This window comes from Methanoculleus methanifontis (genome assembly GCF_030464365.1).
Classification (GTDB): domain Archaea; phylum Halobacteriota; class Methanomicrobia; order Methanomicrobiales; family Methanoculleaceae; genus Methanoculleus; species Methanoculleus methanifontis.
Window position 1 is genome coordinate 46,045 of the sequence record NZ_VCYI01000010.1, and the last position, 21,003, is coordinate 67,047.

General features: G+C 60.7%; 23 protein-coding genes. 4 read left to right on the top strand and 19 right to left on the bottom strand.

Going from position 1 to position 21,003, the window contains the following annotated elements; all coding sequences use genetic code 11:
- Window positions 1-2 precede the first annotated feature (2 nt).
- From FGW20_RS08480 to FGW20_RS08505, 6 genes are all read right to left on the bottom strand, one after another.
- The gene (locus FGW20_RS08480) at window positions 3-566 is read right to left on the bottom strand and encodes a hydrocarbon binding protein (contains V4R domain) (protein ID WP_301677651.1); all 564 of its coding nucleotides are present in this window, start codon (window positions 564-566) and stop codon (window positions 3-5) included.
- Complete coding sequence (locus FGW20_RS08485) at window positions 566-808, bottom strand: 4Fe-4S dicluster domain-containing protein (RefSeq protein ID WP_301677652.1); 243 nt, start codon at window positions 806-808, stop codon at window positions 566-568. The genes FGW20_RS08480 and FGW20_RS08485 overlap by 1 nt, the downstream gene beginning before the upstream one ends.
- A 336-nt stretch (window positions 809-1,144) precedes the next feature.
- Entirely contained in the window at window positions 1,145-1,933 is a 789-nt protein-coding gene (gene minD / locus FGW20_RS08490; protein ID WP_301677653.1) for a cell division ATPase MinD, read from the bottom strand.
- Window positions 1,934-1,964: 31 nt separating this feature from the next.
- On the bottom strand, window positions 1,965-2,486 hold the full coding sequence (locus FGW20_RS08495; protein ID WP_301677654.1) for a hypothetical protein: 522 nt from the start codon (window positions 2,484-2,486) through the stop codon (window positions 1,965-1,967).
- A 21-nt stretch (window positions 2,487-2,507) separates the two neighbouring features.
- The gene (locus tag FGW20_RS08500; RefSeq protein ID WP_301677655.1) at window positions 2,508-3,140 is read right to left on the bottom strand and encodes a hypothetical protein; all 633 of its coding nucleotides are present in this window, start codon (window positions 3,138-3,140) and stop codon (window positions 2,508-2,510) included.
- 116 nt (window positions 3,141-3,256) lie between these two features.
- The gene (locus FGW20_RS08505; RefSeq protein ID WP_301677656.1) at window positions 3,257-3,718 is read right to left on the bottom strand and encodes a hydrogenase maturation protease; all 462 of its coding nucleotides are present in this window, start codon (window positions 3,716-3,718) and stop codon (window positions 3,257-3,259) included.
- Window positions 3,719-3,808: 90 nt separating this feature from the next.
- Here FGW20_RS08505 and FGW20_RS08510 point away from each other — a divergent pair, with 90 nt between their 5' ends.
- Complete coding sequence (locus tag FGW20_RS08510) at window positions 3,809-4,603, top strand: ATP-grasp domain-containing protein (RefSeq protein ID WP_301677718.1); 795 nt, start codon at window positions 3,809-3,811, stop codon at window positions 4,601-4,603.
- A gap of 42 nt (window positions 4,604-4,645) precedes the next feature.
- Here the strand turns inward: FGW20_RS08510 and FGW20_RS08515 are convergent, their stop codons facing one another.
- The 12 genes from FGW20_RS08515 to msrB all read right to left on the bottom strand — a co-directional run bounded on the left by FGW20_RS08515 (window position 4,646) and on the right by msrB (window position 14,936).
- Complete coding sequence (locus tag FGW20_RS08515) at window positions 4,646-4,930, bottom strand: UPF0058 family protein (RefSeq protein WP_011843860.1); 285 nt, start codon at window positions 4,928-4,930, stop codon at window positions 4,646-4,648.
- 63 nt (window positions 4,931-4,993) lie between these two features.
- On the bottom strand, window positions 4,994-6,208 hold the full coding sequence (dnaG, locus tag FGW20_RS08520; RefSeq protein WP_301677657.1) for a DNA primase DnaG: 1,215 nt from the start codon (window positions 6,206-6,208) through the stop codon (window positions 4,994-4,996).
- A gap of 257 nt (window positions 6,209-6,465) precedes the next feature.
- On the bottom strand, window positions 6,466-6,783 hold the full coding sequence (locus FGW20_RS08525; protein ID WP_301677658.1) for a DUF167 domain-containing protein: 318 nt from the start codon (window positions 6,781-6,783) through the stop codon (window positions 6,466-6,468).
- 196 nt (window positions 6,784-6,979) lie between these two features.
- Window positions 6,980-8,242: a dihydroorotase gene (gene pyrC, locus FGW20_RS08530; protein WP_301677659.1), complete on the bottom strand. Its 1,263-nt coding sequence runs from the start codon at window positions 8,240-8,242 to the stop codon at window positions 6,980-6,982.
- Window positions 8,239-9,153 carry a DUF2156 domain-containing protein gene (locus FGW20_RS08535; protein ID WP_301677660.1) on the bottom strand — a complete coding sequence of 305 codons (915 nt, stop codon included), beginning with the start codon at window positions 9,151-9,153 and terminating at the stop codon, window positions 8,239-8,241. Before FGW20_RS08535 ends, pyrC begins: the two co-directional genes overlap by 4 nt.
- 3 nt (window positions 9,154-9,156) lie before the next feature.
- On the bottom strand, window positions 9,157-9,588 hold the full coding sequence (locus tag FGW20_RS08540) for a GNAT family N-acetyltransferase (protein WP_301677719.1): 432 nt from the start codon (window positions 9,586-9,588) through the stop codon (window positions 9,157-9,159).
- A gap of 95 nt (window positions 9,589-9,683) precedes the next feature.
- Window positions 9,684-10,679: a hydrogenase expression/formation protein HypE gene (gene hypE, locus FGW20_RS08545; RefSeq protein ID WP_301677661.1), complete on the bottom strand. Its 996-nt coding sequence runs from the start codon at window positions 10,677-10,679 to the stop codon at window positions 9,684-9,686.
- Window positions 10,676-11,017, bottom strand: a complete 342-nt coding sequence (locus FGW20_RS08550) for a hydrogenase maturation nickel metallochaperone HypA/HybF (RefSeq protein ID WP_301677662.1) — start codon at window positions 11,015-11,017, stop codon at window positions 10,676-10,678. The genes hypE and FGW20_RS08550 overlap by 4 nt, the downstream gene beginning before the upstream one ends.
- Window positions 11,017-11,241: a HypC/HybG/HupF family hydrogenase formation chaperone gene (locus FGW20_RS08555; RefSeq protein ID WP_011843868.1), complete on the bottom strand. Its 225-nt coding sequence runs from the start codon at window positions 11,239-11,241 to the stop codon at window positions 11,017-11,019. The genes FGW20_RS08550 and FGW20_RS08555 overlap by 1 nt, the downstream gene beginning before the upstream one ends.
- 1,161 nt (window positions 11,242-12,402) lie before the next feature.
- Window positions 12,403-13,062 carry a class I SAM-dependent methyltransferase gene (locus FGW20_RS08560; protein WP_301677663.1) on the bottom strand — a complete coding sequence of 220 codons (660 nt, stop codon included), beginning with the start codon at window positions 13,060-13,062 and terminating at the stop codon, window positions 12,403-12,405.
- Window positions 13,063-13,237: 175 nt separating this feature from the next.
- Entirely contained in the window at window positions 13,238-13,675 is a 438-nt protein-coding gene (locus FGW20_RS08565; protein WP_301677664.1) for a hypothetical protein, read from the bottom strand.
- A gap of 778 nt (window positions 13,676-14,453) precedes the next feature.
- Window positions 14,454-14,936 carry a peptide-methionine (R)-S-oxide reductase MsrB gene (msrB, locus tag FGW20_RS08570; protein WP_301677665.1) on the bottom strand — a complete coding sequence of 161 codons (483 nt, stop codon included), beginning with the start codon at window positions 14,934-14,936 and terminating at the stop codon, window positions 14,454-14,456.
- Window positions 14,937-15,045: 109 nt separating this feature from the next.
- Here msrB and FGW20_RS08575 point away from each other — a divergent pair, with 109 nt between their 5' ends.
- Window positions 15,046-15,516 (top strand): FxLYD domain-containing protein, encoded by a 471-nt coding sequence (locus tag FGW20_RS08575; RefSeq protein ID WP_301677666.1) that lies wholly within the window; start codon window positions 15,046-15,048, stop codon window positions 15,514-15,516.
- 48 nt (window positions 15,517-15,564) lie between these two features.
- Window positions 15,565-16,233, top strand: a complete 669-nt coding sequence (locus FGW20_RS08580; protein WP_301677667.1) for a flavodoxin family protein — start codon at window positions 15,565-15,567, stop codon at window positions 16,231-16,233.
- Here the strand turns inward: FGW20_RS08580 and FGW20_RS08585 are convergent.
- On the bottom strand, window positions 16,230-19,730 hold the full coding sequence (locus FGW20_RS08585; protein WP_301677668.1) for a HEAT repeat domain-containing protein: 3,501 nt from the start codon (window positions 19,728-19,730) through the stop codon (window positions 16,230-16,232). The genes FGW20_RS08580 and FGW20_RS08585 overlap by 4 nt on opposite strands.
- 218 nt (window positions 19,731-19,948) lie before the next feature.
- Here FGW20_RS08585 and FGW20_RS08590 point away from each other — a divergent pair, with 218 nt between their 5' ends.
- A complete protein-coding gene (locus FGW20_RS08590) occupies window positions 19,949-21,001 on the top strand; it encodes a hypothetical protein (protein ID WP_301677669.1) in 1,053 nt (350 codons plus the stop codon).
- Window positions 21,002-21,003: the final 2 nt, after the last annotated feature.

Below are 21,003 nucleotides of genomic sequence, written 5' to 3' on the forward strand. Positions count from 1 at the left end.
CCTCATTTTAGGATCAGTTTCTTCAGGCAGGCGTTCGGGCCGGTGTGAACGATCTCCAGTTTGGCTTTCCTGCCGGTGATCTCCTCGATCGCGCCGACAACGTAGCCGAAGAGCGTCTGACAGAGCGGGCCGCCCTGCTCAAGACCGTTGCGTCGGAGCGTCTGGCGGACGATGCAGTCGTGGAAGACGAGGTAGATGAACGTCTCGCCGTTCTCCTCGATGATGAACGTCTCCTTGTCCTCAGGTTTCCAGACCTCAAACGAGTACTGGCCCCGAAGCAGGTCGGAGAGTTCGTGGAGCGCCCCTTCCACGTCCTCACGTTTCTGGAAGTACTTGGCAACCTCGTGACCGAACTTCTTGCCGGCACGGTAGGTGACTGCGTTTGCCCCGCGGCCTGCGATCTCCTCAAGCGACCTGATTACAAGGCCGTTGAGTTTCATCACGCCGTGGAGCGTCTGTTCCATCTCCTTTGGCCTGGGCGAACATTCGAGGGGAATATCCTCGGAACGATAGACGAGATCGGAGTGAAAGGCCTCGTGCATCTCATCGATGTATCCAGCGCTCATCAGACCACCTTCCGAAGCATTTCACAGACTTTGATGTCGATGTAGTGTCTCCGGGCAGCGTAGATGCCCCGGTGCTCGAGTGCCTGGGCCGGGCAGATCTCGTGGCAGGAAAGGCATCCCATGCAATTGTTCGGCCTGACCGCGACACTCACGTTGTTCTGGAGTTCGTACACGTGCATTGGGCAGTCCTTGACGCAGAGACCGCACCCGACGCACGCATCCGTATCCACATGTATCTCCATTGCGAGCCTCAGAAGGTGATTAACACTTCCTGCTATTAAAAGTATATATTTTGTCCGCTTAGAGAGTTCATCAGGTAAAAGAATATTTCGGATTTTGTGCAGTTTCATTCTATTTTCTGGCTGTACAGGGTGATTTGTAGTTCGTTCAGAAAATAGCTGTACTGCCGTGCTGGCGGTGGTGGCCGCTACGAAAGGTCTTTTCCCGACGCCTCGCGCAGTCGGAACCGATATTAGTGAATGCTCCCTTGCGGTTGCGCGGCTCACTCCCCGTTGCTGTGCGAAGATCGGATGAAAAAAGGCGTTAATGCGTGTGATAGGTCCTGCGGGCCCCAACGATCACGCTTTTGCCCGGAAGAGGGCACGGGCGAGCCGGTTGACAAAGCCTTCCCGGGAAGGCTGCGTCTCTTCCTCAGTGTATTCGATCCCGGCCACGTCGGCGGAAAGGCGCTTGAAGGCACGGGATGCACTGGACGCCGGGTACTTCACCACGATCGGCGACTTCCCTGCAGATGCGCGCCGGATGTTCGGGTCTTCCGGTATGACCCCGAGCACCCGGACCCCGAGGAGTTTCTCCATCTGTGCGGTGTTGAAATCGTTCCCGGTGGCCGTGACCCGGTTGATGATCGCTCCTTCGATGTGGCCGCCGACGGTCTCGGTCAGGATCTTTGTCTTTAAGCCGTCGACAATCGAGGAGATCTCGGGGTTTACGACGAGAATCACCCCGTCGGCAATTGTCAGCGGGATGACGCCGTCCCTGCTGATCCCTGCAGGAGCGTCCAGGATCAGGACATCGAACTCGCTCACAAGGTCGGTCATGATGTCCTTGAGCCGGTCGGGGTTCGATTGCTGGAAGCCCTGCAAAGAGAGGCCGCACGGGACGACTTTCACGCCGAACGGCCCGTCGTAGATGGCGTCCCGGATGCGTGCTTTGCCTGCCAGCACCTCGTGCAGGGTCACCGGCAGGTTTTCAAGCCCGAGAATGAGTCCGAGATTCGCCATTCCGACGTCGGCATCCAGAATGCATGTCTTCTTTCCGAATTGGGCGAGCATCGGGCCCAGGTTTGCTGTGACCGTTGTTTTACCGGTACCGCCCTTACCGGACGCAATTGTGTATACTTTTACCATGTAATCACTCGCTGTTTTGATCCTTGCGGTCTTACACCCAGTGTTGCAGGGTTTCCCGGATATCCTGTTCGAGTGCGTTCATCTGTTCGTCAGAGAGATGCTCCGAAGAGTGGGCGATGCCGACCACCGTCTCCCCACGGTAGGGGACACCAAGGAGTTCCACTCCTTCCTCGTCGTGCAGCCTTCCCTGCGAGTAGAGGTGGCTGTACCGTGCGGCCTCGTCCTCGCTGCCGGGCTTTGTCGAGCCGATCAGAAGGCCGTCTGCGGCCGCCACCGTCAGGGATGCAAGGCTGTATTTTTCGCTGATTGCACCGAGCGTTTCCTCAAGGCTTCCCGTGTTCCCGGGATCGATTGGCCTGGGAGGAGGCGTGGACACAGGCACGGCGAGATCCGGGCCCGAGGAAGCCTCAGGCGTTACTGAGGCCTGTGGAGAATCCAGTCTTTTGATGACCCGGGAGATCTCCGCAAGGTAGTACGCAATACCGGCAAAACCGGCTACCGTTATAAGTGTGAGGAGGATGAGGAAAAACTGGATCGTGCCTGTTGAATCCATTCTGTTACCAGCTCCTGAAGGTTAGGTCTCTTTGTCCTGGATGAGGTGGTCGAGGTGAATCTTCTTGAGCATGTCTTTGCAGTTTACCTTGAAACTGCTGACCAGTTGCTCGACGTCCATCTCTTCCATGTTCTGGACGAGTGTATCGAGCTCGTCACCTCCTGATTGAGACGCCTCGGCCGCCTTCTCCGCGGGCTTCACTCCCGGCATGGGAATATGATGCATCTCTGCGGTCGATTCTGGATGACGCCTGGATGAAGAGGCCGCACCGGCACCCTTCGGTGCTGTGGACGGCGTTGCTCCTCCCGGAGCACCTCTTCCTGCCGAAAGCCTGCCCGGTTTTTCGGGCTCTCCGATCGCGAACGGGCGATTGAACTCCAGAGCAAGCTGTACCTGCTCGGGCGTCAGAAGGTTCAGTTCTGCTGCCACCTCGTTCTCTTCGCCCTCCAACGCCGCGTCCAGTGCGTGCTGCCCTTTTATGCCCCCATATTCGGCAAGCACAACCCGACCCTCGTTCAGCACCAGAGTGGCACTCTCGCTGCCAGGGACAATCGTGCAGATCCCGGTGAACTGTTCTGAGGTAATCTCATCTACCAGGGCACGGGGTGTCGTGGACTTGATTAGACGATGGAACCGACCGCGTGGCAGTTGCATTCAGACAACTTTAGTTAAGTGGTATGAGATAAACCTTGTTATTTATAACGCTCCATATGGTTACCCGGTGCGCAATAATTCGGACGGTGTGATAACGGCTATCTAAGATCTTACCCCTAACCCCCGGTCCACTCCCGGAGAATGGTAAGGATCTCCTGCTCGGCAACCCGGATCCCCTCTTCAACTTCCGGGTCGATATCTTTGCTGAACTCCTGGATGTCGCCCACTTCAATCCCGACGGTCACGATCTCGCCGGCGTATCCGAGTTCCCGGGCAATCGTCACCACCTCACCGATCCCGATGTCGTGGAGCGTGTATGCCGGAAGGTCCCACGATGGCGGGACCTCAAACGTAAGGACTTCTCCGATGCGGTCGCCGATACCCACCATCGCATCGATGATCACCACCTTCTCGTAGCCTTCCATCAGCGGGATCAGACCAAACCCGCCGGTGCCGCCGTCGATTGCATCCACCCCGGGAAATCTCCCGTCAAAGAGGTGCATCACCGAGATCCCCGCCCCGTCGTTTCCCATGAATGGGTTTCCGCACCCGATGATACAGACCCGGTTCTTCTGCATGGTACCTACCGGTTATATCCGGCAAGGTACAAAATGGTACTGAAAACCCCTGACCGTGAACTGCCGTTCCGGGAGCGGGATGTGAGGCGCATGATCCATATCGTACCTAAACCGACCGATACGCCGGACGACAACTCAACCGGCGCTGTTATGCGGGAACTGGAGAGAGCCGATGCCCGATATAGGGTTCTCGATATCGGTGCAGTCGATCCCCTTGATTCCGGGCTTGAGAACGAACTCATATGGGTCTGCGGTATCCGGCAGGACGGGCACCAGTTCGAGACCTTGAACGTACTCTCGCTCCATAACCGGGTGATTAACACACCCGAGAGCATCGTTGCCTGCGCATCCAAGGTGATGACGACGGCACTCCTCCTCGCAAATGGAGTGAAAACGCCGGATACGGCTTACATGCAGTCGGAGGAGCAGGCGCGGGAATTTCTCCTGCGGCACGGAAACGTTGTCTATAAACCGCTCTACGGGTATGACGGAAACGGTATCCGGCTCGTGACGGAGCCCGGGGAACTCGGGCCGGGCCCATGGTACCTGCAGGAATACGTGAAGAACGACCGGGATTTCCGCGTCTTCGTCCTCGGCGGCGAGGCCGTTGGTGCAATAGCCCGGGTCTCCGATACCCTGATGCACAACATCCATCAGGGCGGAACCGGGATGCCGGTTCCGATCGACGAGGGGATGCGCGCCGTCGCCGAGGCTGCTGCGGCGGCGATCGGGACCGATTACTGCGGGGTCGATCTCCTTTGTGACCGGGACGGTTATACGGTCCTTGAGGTGAATGGGACGCCGAACTGGCACTGCATGGCGGCGCCCATCCCGAAGTTGCTCGCTCGATACCTCATCGAGCGCGAGCGCGAGATGCGTGCCTGAGGAGAGGAGGGGAGCAGAGGGGTTTTGCACCCGCTTGCGCTCTTACTGGAGATACTCTATCTCTTTTAAGGTCTTCTCCGCAAGCTCTTTCATCCGGGCGGAGATCCGGCCGGATGACGAGAACTCCACGTCCTTCATGGCGTTTGCAAGTTCCGTGCCGAGCACGAATATTGCGTACTTATGTTCCATCTTGCTCTTATGCACCTGAGATGGGTCTATTTTCAACGCGTAATATTGAGAAAATTTCAGTTCCTGGTTCTGCAACTCAAAAAAGTCTTTAATCTCAGTAAGAATCCCATGTAAGGCTATCAACTCTTCCTTGTGCATATTCTCTCCCAGAGATAAAAATGGTGGATATGAATATATATAAATTTGCACCCGGGATAACCGTCACCCTATCTTTATCAGTCTTATGGAGAGCGGACGCTTTATGATTCCCTTAAAGTCCCGGGCAGCCACGAACTCGAGATCCTTCCCCCCAAGCTGATCGAGGAGTTTCTGGTCGATGACACGATCGACGACAACCCCCTCGACGTCGCCGTTCAGGTTCTGGAGTGCGCCCTCGACGTCGGTTGCGTTGGATTCCAGGAGGACGGTGTAATCCGGTGAGAGGAACCGCGCAATCTTCTTGTCCCGGACGTCGGCCATGTGTTCCCCGAGGGTCGAGGGGGACTTCGAGCGCCATTCCCGGCGCGGCGGCTGTTCACCATCACCCGCACCGGCAGGAACCTGTACCTCGGCGGGAGGCGTGTATGTGGGCAGCCGCTCGATCTTCTCGGTGGGAGAGTGGTCGATGATCCCCACCGCAGGCACTTTGTTCCGGAGCGCCTTCACGATCTCTTTGCGGCTCATCTCCTCGACACTCTTTCCTCGCGGACTGTAGGCCACGAAGTCGATCTCGGCGACCTGAAGGAGCTCGCGGAGGATCAGCTCCCCGCCCCGGTCGCCGTCGAGGAGGGTCGTTGCGGTCTTCTGCGAGCAGAGGTCGATGATGATACGCGGGACGTGAGTTCCTTCGACCGCAACAGCGTTCTTGATCCCGTAGCGCAACAGGTTGACGATGTCGGCCCTTCCTTCAACGATGATGATGGCGTCGGAGTCCATGACATTCGGGCCCGCGTGCACCTTCTCTTCGCCGAGATACTCGAGTTTCTCGATCCTGATGGCTTCCCTGACCTCGTCGAGCAGTTCGTCGCTGTTGATGGATCCCTCGTCGAAGTCCTCGAGGAGGAGTTCTTTTGCGCGCTCGACGATCTTGCGCCGCTTGGTCACCCGGATGTCCTCGATGCGGTCGACCATGACGTGCGCCGTGCACGGGCCGACCCGGTCGATCGTCTCGAGTGACGAGGCGAGGAGCGCGGTCTCCGCCCGGTCGAGTGAAGACGAGATGAGTATCCCGCCTTTTGTCTCTCCGCGTTTCGTGGTGATCTGAACATCGATCCGGCCGACGCGGCCGGTTCTCTGTAGATCACGCAGGTCGAGGTCTTCGCCGAGCAGCCCCTCGGTCTGGCCGAAGATGGCGCCCACTACGTCGGGCTTGTCGACCACTCCCTCGATCTGCAGGATAAGATGAATGAGATACTTTGTGGTATCCGGTGAGTACATGGAGTTTTGCCCCCTTTGGTATGTGTAAGTCTGATTGCCGCACCCCACACGGGTCTGGTTCTGCGCGGACGTACGGGTTAATCATATATCTAGGGTGAAATTACTTAAATCAGATGGCGGCCTGAGCGCAATGTTTTTAAACGGATAGGCCTAAAAATATGCTCTCAGGCGCCTACATTTTGATAAACTGTACTGTAGCGCCCTTTCACGCCGGGTGTCGTTCTGCCTTGTGTCCTGCATCTTCCGTCCGCGCCGGATCAGGCAGCGGCGGCGTTCAGGCATGTGAGGGCATGAGATTTTGATATGCCGGCGATTGCTACGGTTTTTGAGGAAGAAGTGTTTCCGGCGATGATGGTCACATCGGCGCGGGGGACATGGAACGTCTCCGCGAGAAGGTCGGTGATAGCGCGGTTTGCTTTCCCGCCGACAGCGGGAGCTGCGATCTGGCATTTGATGCTCTTTCGCCACTCGTTGTAGCCCGCTGGAAACGAGGAGCGCTTTGCACCCGCCGTGACGTCGAGCGTGACAGTCACCCCGTGCGAGGTTTCGGCGACGGCATCGGTGTAGGTGTCCATGAGAATAGTCCTCTTGAAGGGATGTCGCCCGACACTAACGATCGGTGTTCACAGGCGGCTTGTGCCGGTCCTCACCCGATCGAACCCATATGCCGGGCGTGCCTGTCGCGCACCTGGGTTGTCCCGCGGATCATTTCCGGGCGTCTCGCCAGATGATCACCCGGGGACCTATAAGGTGCGCTTTATCGGCCCTGTATTATTTATTTTCCCGGGATAAATATCCTTGCCCGGGATACCACGCTGCGCAAGTTTCCCGGAGATCGCCGTGAACGTAGGCTCGCGTTCCCCCGACGATAACCTCCTCCGGGAAGACCGCTTCGAGCCCCTCGAACGGCGACCAGCCGCACTTTGCGTGGAGGTGTGAGGCGTCGATACGGGTGATCTCGTCCGGGTAGAGGGCAAAGTCCGCCCGGTCGCCCGGTTCAAACCCTGCCCGCGGGATGCCGAGGATGGCGGCGGGTGCCCACGACGTCTTCTCGATCACCGAGGCGAGGGTGATCCGCCCATTTTGCACCGCCGCCATCAGGAGCGGCACCATCGTCTCGACCCCGGGGATGCCGGAGGGCGCGGTCTCGAAGGGCGCCTCTTTTTCTTGAACCGTGTGCGGGGCGTGATCGGAGGCGACGACGTCTATCCTGTCCCAGCACGACCATAGTTCGTGCCGGGTCTTCTCGTCGCGGAGGGGTGGATTCACCCGGGCTCTGGTGTCGTCCGGATCGAAGTTCTTGCGCGAGAGGAAGAGGTGGTGCGGTGTCGCCTCCACTGTGCCGCGTGCTGCCCTGACCGAGGCGGCGGTGCTGAGGTGGCAGAAGTGGAGCCGCAGCCCTGCCGGGGCGAGGCCGGTGACTTTCTGCACGGCGCGGGCCTCTCCCTCACCGGATCTGGCGCGGTCGTGGTCGGCGAGCGTCGCCGGTGCCCGGCCGGAGACCTCTTCGGCGTGGACGGTCACGACCCCGCCGAGGGCGTGGATGCGGGCAAACAACTCTCTGAGCGTCTCCGCATCGAGTCCATCACCGTAGCTCGATGGAGCGGCGAAGGTCTCCCCAAACGCCATCGCGCCGGACTCCCACATCCCGCCAAGATCGGCCTCCGGCACGACGCCCGCGTTCACCGCAAACCCGCATACCGCTTGCTCCTCCGCCTCGCGGATGCGCGCCCGGAGGAGTTCGGGCGTGATGATGGGCGGGACGGTGTTCGGCTGGTCGACGACGACCGTCACCCCCCCGGCGACCGCGCTCGTCGTTCCCGTCCGCCAGTCTTCCTTTTCGGCCTGCACCCCGCCCCGCATGTGGACGTGCATGTCGACCGCACCCGGAAGGCAGGTATACCCGGTGCAATCGATCGTCTCGACGGCACGCACCGCCGCGCCGATGTGCCGGACGATGCCGCCGACGACGGCGATATCGGCGCGGCGGCCCGTCGGGAGCATCACGTTTCGGAGTACGAGATCGGCGTTCATCGGCAGCACGTCTCCAGGTCGCGCCGTGTTGCGGAGTGGACCTCGACCATGTACGCGGGATGGTAGCGCGTCTTCGACTCGCGGAGCCCGGCGACGCCCATATCGCATTCCCGGTTGACGAAGCGGTAGCGGTCCCGGAGCCCGGCCGCCGTCTCGGTTGTGATCACCTTGTAGATGTTGCGATAGGTTTCGGGGAGCGCTTTTTCGAAGTGGACGACCGCCATCGAGGCGTTGACCTGTCCGACAACCGATATCGCCCCGATGGTGCCGCTGAGCCTGACGATCCATCCTTCGAGCCCGATATCGAAGAAGTTGTTCACGGCAAAGAGGATGGCGTCTTTTTCATGGGTGAGGATGGGTTCGGAGTCGCAGTCCCGCCACTCACACCAGACGACCAGGAACTCCCAGACCTCATCGATGTTCTCCTCCGTGATCTTCTCGATCGTATACGCGTAGTCCCGGCCGAACCGGTTGACCTGGCGGCGGATAGTGGCGTAGTCCTTTCCGGCGAGTTCGGCGAGGTCTTCGGTCCGGTAGATGTAGTCGAAGAAGTCTCGGTTCTCGTGCAGTGGGAGGTCCGGGTAGGCCTCCCGGAGCCACTCCTCGTTTGCTGGGTCGAGGACCCGCAATGGTATCTCACCCCCCTCCCGGAGCGCGAGATCGATGACGTCCTCGAGGAGATCCGGGTTCCTCGGGCCGATCGGCATGCGGAACGCCGTCAAGCCGTCGATGGTGCTCGAGAGGACGATCGAGTCTTCGACCTCCACGTAACGGTAGTCCGCATAATGGTTCCAGCAGACCATGTTCGCGAACGTGTTGTCGCTGTGTACCTGGGGGAACTGCCGGTAATGCCTGGAGAAAAGGTCGCGATCGTCCAGACTCACGGGCTTGAAGTCGGCAAGTTTCAGCATGTTTCACCTCCTATCCGGGTACCACCGCATGGGTGTGTGCCCTTCCATCTTCCGAAACCCGAGCGCGGTGTAAAACGGCTCGGTCCCGGGTTCGGCGACGAGGCCGACCCAGGCGACACCTGCAGACGTACAGTAATCGAGCAGCGCAGATAAGATCATCGTTCCGACGCCCCGGCCCCGGTAGCGCGGCAGGACGACCAGATCCTGGACGTAGCCGTCCGAGACCCCGTCCGAGATCACCCTGCCCATGCCGACGGATCTGCCGGTCGTCCGGTCGACGGCGACGGCGAAGGCGAAACTTCCCGCGATGAGGGCGGCGAGGTCGGCAGGATCCCATCGCTCGTTCCACCAGCCGCCAGCCCGGTAGAGGTCGGCGATTGTCTCCACGTCCCAGACGTTCACCAACCGCACCTCGATCTCCGCCTCCTCCGTCATCGGTTCATGCCTCTCCATAAGACTGCTCACGGCGTTTATCGTATATGACAGGCGCGGGTCTCAACCTGGGTGATGCAAAAAAGTGTCGTTGTCTGTTAGCAGACACGCGGCACCGGGTCGCCGACCGGCGGTTCGATGAACCGTTCCCCGCCGATGGCGGTGCGCATGACCACGTGCGAGCCTTCGACGACCTCGCCGACGATCGCGGCGTCACGCCCGTAGGGATGACTCCGGAGCGCCGCGAGGACGGCCTCTGCCTCCTCGGGGGCGACGCCCATGATCACTTTGCCCTCGTTCGCCACCTCGAGGGGGTCGAGGCCGAGCATGCCGGCGGCGCTCCGGACACTCGCCCGGAAGGGGAGGGCTTCCTCCTCGATGACGACGGCGACACCGCTCTTGCCTGCCATCTCGTTGATGGCGTTTGCAAACCCGCCACGCGTCGGGTCTTTCATGGCGTGGATATCCCCGGCCGCGAGCGCCTTCTCGACGAGCGGCCAGAGGGGGGCGACGTCGGATTTGATCTGGCCGCCGAAGTCGAACCCTTCGCGGTGGGCCATGATGGCGATGCCGTGGTCGCCGATGGTGCCGCTGACGAGGATTTTATCGCCGACCTCCAGGCCGTTGTCCTGTACCACCCGCTCGGCGACGCCGATCCCGGCGGTGTTGATGACGAGGGCATCAAGCGCGCTCCGCTCGAGCACCTTGGTGTCGCCCGTGACGAGGTTTGCCCCGCACTCCCCGAGTGCTGCGTCCATCGACGCGACGATCCGCTCGAGGTCGGCGACCTCGAAGCCTTCGGGGATGACCATGCCGCACGAGAGCGCGATCGGCCGCCCGCCCATCATCGCGAGGTCGTTGATGGTTCCACAGACGGCGATGCGCCCGATATCCCCGCCGGGGAAGAAGATCGGCGAGACTACATGGTTGTCGGTCGTGAAAACGATGTTCTGCCCGTTCAGTGGGATGACTGCGCCGTCGTCCAGCGATTCGAGCCCGATCCCGCCGGCGTTGTTGTGCTTGAGGTTGGTGATGACGCGCAGGAGTTCGCCCATCACCTCGCCGCCGGCGCCGTGCATGAGGTTGACTTTCATTCTTCGTCCACTTCTATCTCGATGTTAGTGACTACGATCTCCATTCCTGCAACTATTTCCGGGAGTTTCCCGCACTGGGGGCAGACGAAACGCTCGTTCCCCTCGTAACCGCAGGAGCAGCGGGTGCGCGCCTCGACGTCCCGGCACGAGAGTTCTGTTCCCGAAAAGAGCGGGTCGTCCTCGATGATGACGTTGAAGAGGAACTCCACCTGTTCGGGATTCACCATCGCCATCTTGCCGACGTCCACACTGATGCACTTCACCTCTTTTGCGTCGTTCTCGATCGCAGCCCGGCGGGCGGTCGTGTAGATATCGTAGGCGATGCTGTACTCGTGCATTACTCCTCCATCGCGGCGTAAACCTGCCTGAAGACCTCGCGGGTCTCAAGCCCCTCCTCTCTGCTGAGGCGCTGGATGGCGAACCCGACGTGGACGAGCACGAACTCCCCGACTTTCACGTCGACGAGGTCAAGCCTGACCTCCTGTTGCAGGTCGCCGAAGTCGACAACGCCGATGTTGCCCTCTTTAATCTCGAGCACCTCAGCGGGCATTGCAATACACATGACCTCTTTTCCTCTCCTGTTATTTTGTCCTGTTATCAAAAAAGGTTGACCATGCTGCACGGAAGAGCCCGGGAGTAGCCGTTTCAACCGGCGCGATTCTCGCTTCCTCCGTAATCAGGTACTTATAGATCGGTTCGGTGGGGTAAAAAAGATATGTTTGTCTCCGGTTCCGGCCCCCGGAGGGGAGGGGGCCTGGCCGACCGTGGTGCGCCTCCGCCGGTGCCGCCGGTGCCGCCGCCCCACGGGTGTTGCGGTGTTTGTGCGCGGGAACGTAATGTTATGGGAGTACTGTATCTGCTTATTCCCGCCTGTCCCCGTGCAGTGGACCGTGGTGGCCTGCGCACCGCGGGTGCTAGATCCTGAATCGAAATTTTTCGGTTTTCCTCAAGTTCCGGCCCTTCGGCCAGCCGCCAGTCCAAGACCTTCGGCCTTCTTCTGCTCCTGCCCCCGCACCTCGCACCTCCGGTGCTCGAACTCCGGCCTTCCGGCCCGCCGCATTCCCATGGAACGTCGTTCCTACCGGTGCTCCAGCTCCGTTCGCACCGATCGGTGCTCATGCTCCGGCCCCGAAAACGCTTCGCGTTTTCTCATGCTCCTGCCGTTCCGGCAGTCGCACCCTTCAGCCCGTCGCATTCCGGAGGGACGTCGCACCCTTCGGCCAGTCGCATATCGCCACGCACTGCCCGCCCCCTTGGGACGGAACGACTTCCCCTTTGGGGAAGGAGTTTGAGCACCGTCAGGTGCGAGTGAGGAGCGCGAAGCGCGGGTGGTGGGGGTCACAGGTAGAGCCTTAGGGGGTAGAGACAGGGGAGGGGGGATGCTTCCCCCTCGAAACTCTTCGAGTTTCTCAAGCTCGCTTCGCTCGCACTTCCCACCTGACGGTGGTCGAGCTCCGGTTCTACGAACCATCGCACTCCCCGTCAGCCCCTCGCACCTAACGGTGCTCGTGCTCCTGCCCTTCAGCCAGTCGCACTCCCCCAAATGGCGATATCCCCACGGTCCACTTTGCGGGGACCGCTTGGAAAAGTCGTATCTAATTTCGCTATGACCTATACTGAAGATTCGCAGACACGATTGGTGCAAATGCCGGGTAGAATTCAGCCACCCCGGGCGCACAGACCCGCTTACCCCTCGCACCTAACGGTGTTCGAACTCTGCTCCTCAAAGACCTTCAGTTTTCTCAAACTCCGGCCCTTCAGCCCGTCGCATCCGAAACACCCCCTCCACCTCGGCCCGGGGGAGGTCCTCCCCCCTGACCCGCATCCGCCAGCGGTGCGTCCGGACCGAGACCGCCGCGAGCGGCGCGAAGAGTTCCGCCGTCTCGGTCTCGGTGAAGTAGTGGGTGATGATCCCGTCGCCCCGCCGGAACGTCCACGGCTCCGTCTCCGTTCCCTTCCCGGCGCGCATATCTTCGACGGAGAAACTCCGGAAGAAGAGCGTTCCGCCGGGCCTGAGCACCCGGACGGCTTCGGCGGCTACGGCCTTCCTGCCCAACTCCGGGAGGTGGCCGGTGACGTGGACCAGGAAGACCGCGTCGAACGCTTCATCTCGAAACGGCAGGTGCCGGGCGTCGGCGACGGCAAGCCCGATCTCCGCCGTCGCCGGGCGGCGCCGGGCGAGGGCGACGGCCTCGGGAGAGATGTCGACCGCGGTCACATGCGGTGAACGCCTGGCGAGGGCTTGGAGGGTCTTGCCGTTTCCGCAGCCGACCTCAAGAACGGCTGCGCTTTCGGGGAGGTCCGGGAGCGGCGCCGGGGCTCCGCCCCAGAGGTTTCCTCGCCTCCGGTAGTCCTCGTCCCAGGCGCATGGATGGGCAGTCACTGATCAGTGGGTCGGCGCCGCTCCCGGATAATCATTCGCGCCGGCTGAGATCCTCCCGGCGCACGAACCGGAGCGATGCCGGGTGACGTGAAGGCGATCCAGATCGCGAACCCGAACCTGGATGGGTGGTGATAAAAATATGGTTGCCTCTTCCTTTTGTCGGAGGCCGGTATCCTTATTTTGATTTGCTCTCAACCGGATGCTCAATTTTCACATCAGAAAGTTCGACATGAGCAATACGCGCAGGATAAAACCCTTCGATAAAGTCTCTCGCGTCCTGGTCGGTATCTTCATCTAGTAGATATCCCCATGTTCCGTCTTCGTACTTAAAAATAACAGCCGTTTCATACTCATCCGTTTCTGGGTCATATGAGATAACTAGCCAGTTTGGATCACTGTATGTCGGATCGCTGTCGATAATATCACCTGGTTGATACTTTGGCGTGCTTGATGATGCTGATGCATTCGAAGACGATTGTTGCGGGGCTGCAGTGGTATGCGACGCCGTCGGCTGGGCTGTTGCAGAGGTATCGACAATATCTCCGCTTTGAGTACATCCACTGATCAACAGAAACCCTACTAGCAACGCTAGCATTACGACAATCTTTCTCATAAATGAGAGTCGCTGCGACTTTATTTAAAGTGTGTTGGATAGAAAATGTTCTTTTTTGTTCGCTCTCGAAAGCGGTTTTTCCGGCTTTGTTGAAACCCCATCTGTTTGTCCAGATGGTCGCAATTCAGAAGCATCCCTGGGCACGGTTATCCCTTATCATGCCTTCGTTGCTCCTGCTCAGGATGCTTCATACATCGCATATCGCTATGGGGGAGGAGGCCGGGTGGAGTGGGGGTTACAGATGTCCGCGTACAAGGTAGAGACAGGGGAGGGGGGATGCTCCCCCCTCGAAACTCTTCGAGTTTCTCAAGCTCGCTTCGCTCGCACTTCCCACCTGACGGTGGTCAAGCTCTGGTTCTACGAACCGTCGCACTCCCCGTCAGCCCCACAGCGAAGACCTTCGGTCTTCTCGTTTTCGCTTTCGCTCACACAGCGAAACCCTTCGGGTTTCTCGAACTCCTGTCTCGCACCTTCGGTGCTCACGTTCCAGTTCTAGCGAACTGTCGCGTCCTGCGGACAGTCGTTCCCCCAATGGCGATATGCGACTGGCAGAAGGGCAGGAGCACGAGCACCAAAGGTGCGCAGGCCACCAGGTCCACGGTATGGTGACATGCCCGAAAATAAGGCCGTTCCGGGGACAAACAGAGGTTGCATCAACCTCATCAGGGTAGAGATGAGGAGCAGAGAATGGATTTCGACAGAGCCGTTTTTCTCCACTATTGATCTTCACCTCGAGATTACCATTTCATGATTGTGCGCGCACCCGCACAATGGTCAATTAATCAATGCGTGTCTGCACTCCTCGCTTGAATTTAAGAGCGGCAGAGTTCATGCAGTAGCGCTGGTTGGTCGGCGGCGGCCCGTCGTCGAAGACGTGGCCCAGGTGGGCGTCACACCGCCGGCAGAGCACCTCCGTCCGGTTCATGAAGAACCGGGTATCAAGTTCCGTCCTGATGTTCCGGTCTGACACGGGCTTGTAGAAACTCGGCCAGCCCGTCCCCGACTCAAACTTCGTCTTCGAGGAGAAGAGATGGTTACCACAGCAGACGCAGACGTAGAGTCCGTCCTCCTTGCAGTCGTGGTACCTCCCGGTGAAGGCCGGCTCCGTGCCCGCCTTCCGCGCAACGGAGAACTCTTCCGGGGTCAGCTGGCGTCGCCACTCCTCGTCGGGTTTGACAACCCTCTCAACCTCTTCCACCTCCCCGGTCACGGCGTTGCAGACCAACACCCTCCCGGCGGTCTCTTCAGTCTCCCTGAACATCGGTCACCCTCCTGGTTTCTGCCGGCCCTTGTCCGGAGAGCAGATAAATCGTTCCCCGTTCCGGATGCGTTTTCGCATTCGTTATATATCCGCCGGTCGATGAACCATCATGAAGAAAGACTCCCGTCCGGGAAGGAGCCTTGCAACCCTTATCCTCCTCGGCTGCCTCTTCAGCGCTGCCGTTACGGCGGGCTGCATGAACTCCGCTGACCCGGAGCCGGAGCCGGAGGACCCGACTCCGGAGGCGACACCGGAGGTTCAGACCACCTACTCGCCCGCCGGGCCGAAACCGTCGTTCTCGGCCAGCGTCACCACGCCCGAGAAGCGTATGCGCACCGACGGGTCCTGCTACTGGACCGTGACGGGGAGGGTGACCAACGACGGTGACGGGTCCGCGAGAAACGTCGTCGTCCGGTTCATGCTCATCGACGACGAGAGCAATATGATCCGGGCGACCGAGACCGTTTTCGCTTCCCGGTTCCAGGCGGGCGAGACGAAGATATTCACCACCGACCCGCTCCCCGGCGACTGTGACCGGCAGTACCATGCCGGGATCGACGTCACGCACGACATCCCGTAAGGCCGTGGGCAAGCGTTATCCGGGATACGGGTTTACAGAGGAGATGAGATGAAGATACTTGGGATTAATGGGAGCCCCCGGGGCTCAAGGAGCCAGACGCTCCGGCTCGTTCAGGCCGTCCTCGACGGGGCGGAAAGCGCCGGGGCCGACGTAGAACTCGTGGACGTCACGAAGCTCCGGATCGAGTACTGCAACGGGTGCCTGGTCTGCTGCGAGCGGGGGGAGTGCGTCAAGAACGACGATTTTGCTGAACTCTACCAGAAGATGCTGGACTGTGACGGGATTGTCCTCGGGTCGCCCAACTACATCGACTCGGTCACCGCCCAGGTAAAGACCATGTTCGACCGGATGGCGGACGCCATCCACTGCCAGATGTTTCTCGGGAAGTACGGGTGCGCTGTCTCCACGGCAGGCGGCTCCGGGGCGGACGAGGTCGTGGCGTACCTGAACCGGGTTCTCCAGACCCTGGGCGCAAACACCGTGGGCGGCATCGGCGTGGTGCTCGCCGGCGACCCGGAGACGATCGTGCCTGCGGAGGGGAGGGCCTACGAGCTCGGGAAGAAGCTCGCAAGAGCCATCGAGAAGAAGGAGACCTATCCCGAGCAGGAGGAACTCCACGCCGCGATGTGTGACCGGATGCGGGCGCTGGTCACGGCAAACAAGGATCGCTGGCATCACGAGTATGACTACTGGAAGGAAACCGGGCGGATACCCTAGGTCTTCCCCGCTTCTTTCACGCGGATATCCCCGATGATCCGCTGCAGCCCTTCCCGCGCCTCCGGCTGCGCTTCCTCCCTGTGCGCCAGGTCGAGAGCCGGGATAATCGCCCCGCCCATGTGTATCAGGGCCCATTCGGCCCGTTTTCTGACCACGAGCGCATCGTCCTTAAGCGCCCGGACAAGCGGGGCGACGGCGTCCTCTCCCCCGATCCGGTTGATGGCCCGGACAGCGTTCGCCCGCACCTCGATCAACGGATCGGAGAGAGTTTCCGCAAGAACCGGGATCGCTTCGGCACCGACCCGTTCCACCTCGGCCCACCTCCCCTGCGCCATGAGGTAGAGCGTACGTTCCGCACGGGTTTCCGGCTTCCAGCCGCCTGCTTCCAGCGCTTCGGCGACCCCCGCCCGGAACGTCTCGTCCCCCGAGCGGAGCGCGCCGACCAGGTGGCGGCGTATCGTATCGCCGGGATCTTTCAGGGCCTCGAGCGCGGCGTACCTGACTCGGTCGTCTACATCGTGGAGCGCCAGGACCAACGGTTCTAGGGCAGAGAGATCCCCGATGTAGCCGAGCGACCGCGCGGCGGCAATCTTGACTTCCTCGTCCCTGTCCTGCAACGCCAGTGTCAGCGGTTTTATCGCCTGTTTGATCCCCATGTACCCGAGCGCCTCCGCCACAGTCGCCCGGACCTCGGTGTCGGGTTCCTGGTGCAGGGAGCCTATCAGGGCTTCGACTGCCCGCTTGTTCCCGATCCGGCCCAGGTTTCGGGCAGCAACGAGCCTGACGAACCGGTCGTCGTCGTTCAGGGCATCCATGAGCGGCGTGACCGCGGTCTCACGCATATCACCGAGGATACTGGCCGCAGCGGCCTGGATATCGGGGTCCTCACCCCTGAGCGCATGGATGAGGCCGTCCACGGCGGGGCGCCCCATCATGATAAGGCGTGTAGCGGCACCGAGTTGCGTGTTCCACTCCTTGTCCTTGAGTGCGCTGATCAGGGTGCCGATATCCTGTTTGCCTGACTGCTCGAATATTTCCGTATCTTCCAGCCGCACTTTCCTCTTTTTCTTCTTCCGGGTGCGCTCCTCTTCCTCGACCTGGCTGCCGAGCGTCCTCCGCCATACATCTATCACCTGCCGTTTTCTGAGGGCGGCCGCAGCTTTTGCCCTCACTTCCTCCTCATCGTCATCGAGAGCGTAGCGCAGGACGTCGCCTGCACGCTCGTCCGGTGTCTCCCAGAGGGCATCAATTGCTGCAAGACGCATCTCCTTACTGCCTGTTCTCAGCACATGAGAGAGCGGTTCGATTGCCATGGCACCGAAGTCGCCCAGGGCCCGGGCAACGCTCCAGCGGACATCCGGTGCTGCATCCCCGAGGTGCGTGATGAGGAGCGGGATAGACTCGGTTGCGCCGATGAGGCCAATCGCTTTCGCCGCCGTCACCCGCACGACTGGTAAGGGGTTGTTCAGCGCCTCTTCGAGTTCCCTGAGCACGCCACGGCCGAACTCCGCGACGGCATCCGCCGCAGCGACCCGGACCCCGTGGTACCGGTCGCGGAAGAGGTGAATGAGCGGCCCAACTGCGCGGCGGTCACCAATACGGCCGAGCGCCGAGGCGACGGCGATTCGCACATCTTCTCTTGCGTCACCGAGTGCCTGGACCAGCGCCTCGACGGCATCCGGGTCCCCGATCTCGCCGAGCGCTTCCGCGGCGGCGATGCGGACACCGTAGTGTGAGTCGCTTAACGCTTCGACGAGGTATCTGATCGCCTCCTTTCCCATGCCGTGGAGCGCGGCGACCGCCGCAGCCCGGACGCTGGCGTCGCTGCTCCTGAGCGCTTCAAGGTACTGTTCGAGCGGCGTCTTCTCGGGGAGCGGTTCCGGCGATTCCGGAAGTTTGACCGTATCCTCTGATATCTGCGGGATCTCCAGTTCTTGCGGTTCCCGATCTTCCTTCTCGGGCTGGTAGGTGAACGACTCCTTCTGTTCGGCCTCACCGGTCTCGACGATCTCCTGCTCGAACTCAATCGGGATGAGCTGGTCCAGTGGGATTGCACCGCCGGGAGCAGCTGACATATCGGCCTTCCAGCGCGCCTTGGCCTGTGCCCACGCAGCCTCCGCCTGCCTGCTCTCCTGAATGAGGTCACTGAGGCTTACGGCCGGTTCAGGCTCTTTCGGCGTCTGCTCTATGGGCTGTTCGGGCTCCTTCGGTTTCTTGTCCTGTGCCGGCGGCGAAGTTTTTTTGACCCGCTTGCCCGGAGCGTAGCTCGGGCGCCCGAACTGCTTCTCGAACCTCTTCTGGATTGCAAGCCCCTCTTTGAGCTCCTGCTCGTATCTGGAGGAGTCTTCCTGTGCGGGCTGGGTTTGCAACACTTCTTCCTGGCACTTCCGGATGTACTTGAGGGCAGTCAGGGCCCGTTGTTTCCGTGCGGGGTCTTTCAACGAGGCTTCCGTCTTCAGTGCGCTGAGTGCAGGCTGCCCCAGTTGCCGCAATGCTTCGCTCGCGCCGGTGCGGACACCCGAGTACTCGACTCCCAGCGCCCTGATGAGCGGCAGGATGGCCGGTTTTCCCATCCTGACAAGTTCATTCCACTGCTCGCTTGCAATCAGGTACTCCGCTCTCTGCAGGTCGCTCTGCGGCACCCAACCCAGCTTACCGAGGGCCCATGCCGCTTCCATCCGCACCAGATGGTGGGGGTTGTTGAGGGCATTGATCAGCGGGGGTTTTGCCCGGTCGTCACCAACCTCCCCGAGTGCCTCGATGGCACGTATACGGACGTCCAGTTGGGGGTCTTTCACTGCTTTGATGAGCGGCGGGACAACCCGGGAGTCGCGGATCTTCCCGAGGGTTCGCGCCGACTCGCTCCGTATCCGGGGGTCCTCGCTCGCCAGGGCTCTCAGGAGAGTCGGGACGGCTGCTCCCTGGAGTTTGGCAAGCTCCTTCCAGTCATCCCGGAGGTAGTAAAACTGCACCTTCTCCTGGACGCCGTCGGGCGACCATTGCATCGAGGCGAGCACGTTTGCAGCCTCTCTCCGCACCGAGTGGTTGCCATCACGGAGCGCTCTTGTGAGATGCGGGATTGCTTTCCTGCCCATCCCCTGAAGGGCGATCACCGTAGCACGCCGGATTGCCGGCTGTTCGTGGCGCAGCGCGGGCAGCAGCGCTTCAAACATCGCGTCGTCCGTCTCCACGATTGCGTGGGCGATGGCTGCCTGCAGGTCGGGGCCGGCCCGGAGGATCAGGGCGAGAACCAGCGGGATAGAAGGAGTGCCGATTGAAACGAGAGATCTGGTTATCCGGTCTCGTGACGCGGGACGAGCATTCTCGAGCGTCTTGAGAATCTCGGGGATGGCAGGAACCCCGAGGGCGGCGAGGGCCCGCGCTGCATCGGCACGGTTGCCAGGATCTTCACTGTTCAGAACCGCAACCAGACCGGGATAATCCTTCGCCTGCCGTAATCCGTCGATGCTTGTCCGGAATTTATCAAAGAATGCCATTTCCTGCTGCCGATAGAATACGTTATCGGAAGTGTCTTTAGCCGGATCTCTGGTGATTCAAATTATATTCGTTATCTGTTACCAATAAATCTTCTATTTCGCATTTTGTGATGCACCGGGGTTGTAATCGAGAACGGTTTATCCCATCCGGGCTGTCCTGCATCCCGCTCCGTCCGATGCGAATCTTTATCGGTGGAAGGCCGGTATACGGGGACCCTATGGTCAGGCTGGATATCACCCGATTGCCGGGTATCGTGCAGGAACTTGCGCCGGGTATGGAGGAACTCGTAGGCCGGATCTACTCCTGGTACGTCGAACCCGGACACCTGGCATTCCCCGACGCGATGCGCGAGTGGGTGCGGGAGAAATACGGGGATATCGAGACGCAGCAGATCGTGAGGGTGACCAATAACCAGACCGGCGCAAGTACGCTCTTCAACTCCGTTCGGTCTCGCCGTCCGGTGCTGACGCCCCGTGCCGAGGAGACACGGGATCTCCGGGCGCTCTCAGCGGAGGGCCCGTTCGCAAACCCCCTCGATGAGACGCCGGCCGACACGTTCGGGAGGATCGATGGCGATTACTGGGTCACGGCAAGCAACATCGCCAAGTACGATTACCTCCATGGTGTCATCATCGCAAAGGAGAGCGACCCTTACGTCACCAGCGAACCGCAGGTCGCCGATATGATCAGCGTGGCTATCCGCTGGTGCCAGGATGCAAACCGCACGAATCCCCGGGCGATCTATCCTTTTATCATCTGGAACTTCCTCTGGCGTGCGGGGGCGAGCGTCGTGCACAACCATGCCCAGGTGCTGCTCACCCACCAACCCTATGCCGCACCGGCACGGCTTGAGGAGGTTCGCGATGAGTACCGGTGCCGCTACGGGAGCGAGTACTACGACGACCTCTTCACCGTCCATATTGCCGTCGGCCTCGGGCTCGTCTACAGAGGCGCCCGTGTCATGGCGCACCTCACCCCGAAAAAGGAGCACGAGGTCGCGATCATCACGGAGTCGCCGCACGATATCGCTCCGGCTCTCGCAAAGGTGCTCGAGTGTTACCGCAACATCGGGGTGCAGAGTTACAACGCGGCGGTCTACATGCCCCCGCTCAGAGAGGAGGGGTATTACGTCGCGTGGGTGGTCGACCGCGGCGACCTCCATTCCCGGACATCGGATATCGGGGGGATGGAACTCTATGCCGGGACTCCTATCGTCGCGTCCGACCCGTTCCGCCTGATGGAGCACCTTGCGGCTGCAATGCCGCCGTGACG